Source organism: Proteiniphilum sp. X52, from assembly GCF_003712195.1.
In the GTDB taxonomy this organism is placed as follows: domain Bacteria; phylum Bacteroidota; class Bacteroidia; order Bacteroidales; family Dysgonomonadaceae; genus Proteiniphilum.
This window is the reverse complement of the sequence record NZ_RDSD01000048.1, coordinates 1-3,392: the sequence shown is the minus strand read 5'-3', so window position 1 is coordinate 3,392 and position 3,392 is coordinate 1. Positions and strand designations below refer to the sequence as shown.

3 protein-coding genes and 1 pseudogene are annotated in these 3,392 nt (G+C 34.5%); all 4 read left to right on the top strand.

Annotated elements, in window-relative coordinates; genetic code table 11:
• Window positions 1–670: 670 nt before the first annotated feature.
• Window positions 671–868, top strand: coding sequence for a hypothetical protein (locus D7D25_RS17415; RefSeq protein ID WP_122970186.1), 198 nt, complete (start codon window positions 671–673; stop codon window positions 866–868).
• Between the two features lie 561 nt (window positions 869–1,429).
• Window positions 1,430–1,870 carry a hypothetical protein gene (locus D7D25_RS17410; RefSeq protein ID WP_122970185.1) on the top strand — a complete coding sequence of 147 codons (441 nt, stop codon included), beginning with the start codon at window positions 1,430–1,432 and terminating at the stop codon, window positions 1,868–1,870.
• Entirely contained in the window at window positions 1,860–2,672 is an 813-nt protein-coding gene (locus D7D25_RS17405; RefSeq protein ID WP_122970184.1) for a hypothetical protein, read from the top strand. The genes D7D25_RS17410 and D7D25_RS17405 overlap by 11 nt, the downstream gene beginning before the upstream one ends.
• Window positions 2,632–3,392: pseudogene (locus D7D25_RS17890) on the top strand (hypothetical protein); the annotation flags it as partial. The gene D7D25_RS17405 and the pseudogene D7D25_RS17890, both read left to right, overlap by 41 nt.

The following is a 3,392-nucleotide window of genomic DNA, read 5'->3' as shown; positions in this document are numbered from 1 at the left end:
GACGAATTACCAATGAAAAAGTCAGATGTCTGTCGTCTGAAATAATGCACTGGTAACGTTTCCCGAATGTTAAAATCTGGAATCCGTGCAACGTTTTGCCGCTTTTTTGCATCTATATAGAAATATAGAAGAGTGTTTGTTTTGCCCGAAGAGAAAAGTCGCTTATTGTTCCTTTATATTCTTGATTTTTATATCTTTACGGCACGATTTAATACTGAAAACCGATAGCGCGATGAATCCCAATACTCCTCCTTGCTGCTGATTCCGCCGGCAAGCCTCGCTTGCGGGCGGAATAGAGATAAAGAACTATTTTATTAAAACGGGAAAACCTATACGCAGAAACTGTTGAAGAATTGATAAGATAACATGACTAACTCCATTATGCATTGACAATGTTTCCCAAATGTTAAAATCGGGAATCCGTGCAACGTTTTTCGTTTTTTTTGCATCTATATGTAAAAAAGTGTTTGTTTTGCCTGCGGGAAAAAAGTAAGTTGTCGCTCCTTTATATTGTTGTTTTTTATACCTTTACAGCAAGCTTTAATGCTAAAAGCCAATATTGTAATGAACTCCGATACTCCACCCTACTGCTGATGTTGCCGGCAAGATTTGCTTGCCGGCGAAATAGAGATTGATGTAGTTATTTTTATTCATTTAAAACACAAGAACAATGAAAAGAAAAACATTTTTATTTGCCACCATTTCCCTGTTCCTGCTGTTAGGCGGAGTGGGGTGTGAGAAGAAAGATACATTAGCTAATCCAGACACTATTGGGAATATTTTAGAAGTATTTGAATTGACGTATGACAATCCGAAAGAGATTGTTTATAACAATAAGAAGATTGAGATTACAAAGATATGGCGTTAAAACACATTTGACAAGACAAGTTATTGATATAAAGCAAGATAAAGTGTTGATAACTGCGTCTTTATTACGAAGTGACATCTATGTTTTCACTCCTTTCTTCATCTATAATAATAAACCGTTGGGTTTAACGATTTCCGGTTGACTTTTAGGATTGATTTCATTACTTTTATGCCACAATTTAATGCAAAACACTCGCTTTATGAACGCCGACGCGCCACCAAACCGTTAAAGCCCATTTGCAACAACGATTACGGGCGGAAAAAAAATATATGAATCTAATGTATTAACTACAAAAATATATGATTATGAAAGCAAAAAGGTTTTTTTATTTTATTATTTTGTCCGATCTTCATTTTCGGACAAACATGGGATTATCCTGTAAAACCGGGAACAGAGGAGTGGAAAAATCTGAAATCCGGCGTAGAGAAACTTCAATCTTGCCAGATACCGGAAAACGTACTTAAGAAGATAAGTTCTCTGGAACTCGCCAAATTATGTGTAACGTATCCTTTATTCTACGAATACACTGCATTCAATGATGAAAGAGAAGCTGTTTCTATTATGATAGAAAAATTCAATGGGCTCAAAGAGTTAAGTAGCCGCAAAGATGGTGCGGCTGCATTAATAAAAATATATTCACAAATGAAAATTCAGGAAAAGGAAGGCTATGTTGAAAAAGGCAAACATAGCTCTGTGCTAAACTTTGAATACATAGAACTACTTTTATCCAATGACAAATTTTTAAATCAATTAAGTTTAAAAGAGCAAGAAGAACTTAGAAAATTGACCATTGAAAAATATGGAGAAAAGTTGAAACATATCGACATATATGGTATAGATGGTATTAAGAAATCTCTTTTGCTAAGTTCGATAATAATAAATAAAATCGAACCAAACAATAAAAACAACCAGCAGATAAAAGATTTCATCAAAAATTATAATTTTATTGACAGTAAAGAACTGGAGAACATCTCTAAAATCAATGTACAACATGAAAAATAAATTTTTTTTACTGCTTATACTATCCTTCTTAACTTTACTGTTTTCAGGGTGTAAAAAAGAAGAAGTAGATAATGGATACTATTGTAATGAGCAATTGGATTTGCTTAACAGCTATATGAATATGCCTCGTCCGGCAGATTCATATAATTATCCGATACGTCCTTGTATGAACAAATGGAAAGAACTTGCTTCCACCGAAGAAAAAATTAAAGCGTGTGCAATACCAATTGAAAGGCTGAAAACCATGTCCACACAAGCTGTAATACAAGCAATATGGGAATATCCTTTTTTTGTGGAAATTTCTTCTTCAATAGGTATGAGAAATGCACAAAAAGATTTTGAAACGCTGTTTTACAGTAATAATGCCTATAAAGAGCTCTTGGAGCGAAAAGATGCTGGAATACTTTTGCTGAAACGTTATAAACTCATGGATGCCATTTGCAAGGGAAAATTGATATGGATTCCACCCTTTGAGTTACTATTTTCCCAACCTAATTTTATTCAACAATTAACAACTGCCGAAAAAAAGAAGTTGGTAGCGATTGCATTGGAAAAGAATAAATTGAGAGTAGCTTCCGGCTTTTTTGATGAGTTATGTGAATTTTCAACACTGATGCTTATAGCCAGAATAATGATATATGCAGAATACCCCCCTTTTTTAAATGAAGTAATAGATAGCGATCCTCTTAAAAGATTTATTGATACTTCTATGTTTTTTGTAAAAACAATGGAAGAACTTAGAAATTTACAGCAGTTAATGCTTGATTACGGAAAAGAGTTTATTAACGAAAAACAACAATGACCATGAAAAAAGTTTATTTATTACTCATATATACTTATTGGCGTTTACCACTCTCAATGCTCAATACGTAACGTTATATACACCAAAAGGAAGTCCTATTCAGACATTTATTAATCCTGAGGGGACTAACGAATGGATAACAACTACCACTAATCGTTATATAGGAGAGTATGGCGCTGAAAATGTATTAGCACCTGCAAGTAGAAGGTATAATTGCCACAGTTATGCGTGGAATATCTCGGAAGGAGGTACGAATGTGGTATGGATGAATCAATATGATAGTCAAAGCAATCCTAATATCTGGAAATACTGGACAGATGGAAGCTATGTGGAAACAACGGAAAATGATGCTGAAAAAATTTTCTATTATAACGGCGATCATTCCGCCATTAAATCAAAAAACGTTGCAGGTAAATACGAGTCAAAATGGGGGCAGGCACCTCTAATGAGGCATAATCCAACGGAAGGACCATCGATTTATAATATGGCTTATAGAAGATACTACAAAAAAGCACCTCCGCCATACTCCATCTCCGGTCCCTCAAACATTTGCGGTCAAGGAACTTATACATACACTATCAATCTACCTAATAATATACCCGTCTCATGGAATGTCTCTTCGGATATCCGTATTGTTTCCGAGCAAAACAATTCTGTTACTGTAGAAAGAAATCCAAATACCTATTATATGTATACGGACTCTTATATTGTTGCAGATGT

Bases quoted from the DNA above. Each gene is read 5' to 3' on its own strand.
- D7D25_RS17415 (WP_122970186.1), top strand. From the start codon at position 671: ATGAAAAGAAAAACATTTTTATTTGCCACCATTTCCCTGTTCCTGCTG.
- D7D25_RS17410 (WP_122970185.1), top strand. From the start codon at position 1,430: ATGATAGAAAAATTCAATGGGCTCAAAGAGTTAAGTAGCCGCAAAGAT.
- D7D25_RS17405 (WP_122970184.1), top strand. From the start codon at position 1,860: ATGAAAAATAAATTTTTTTTACTGCTTATACTATCCTTCTTAACTTTA.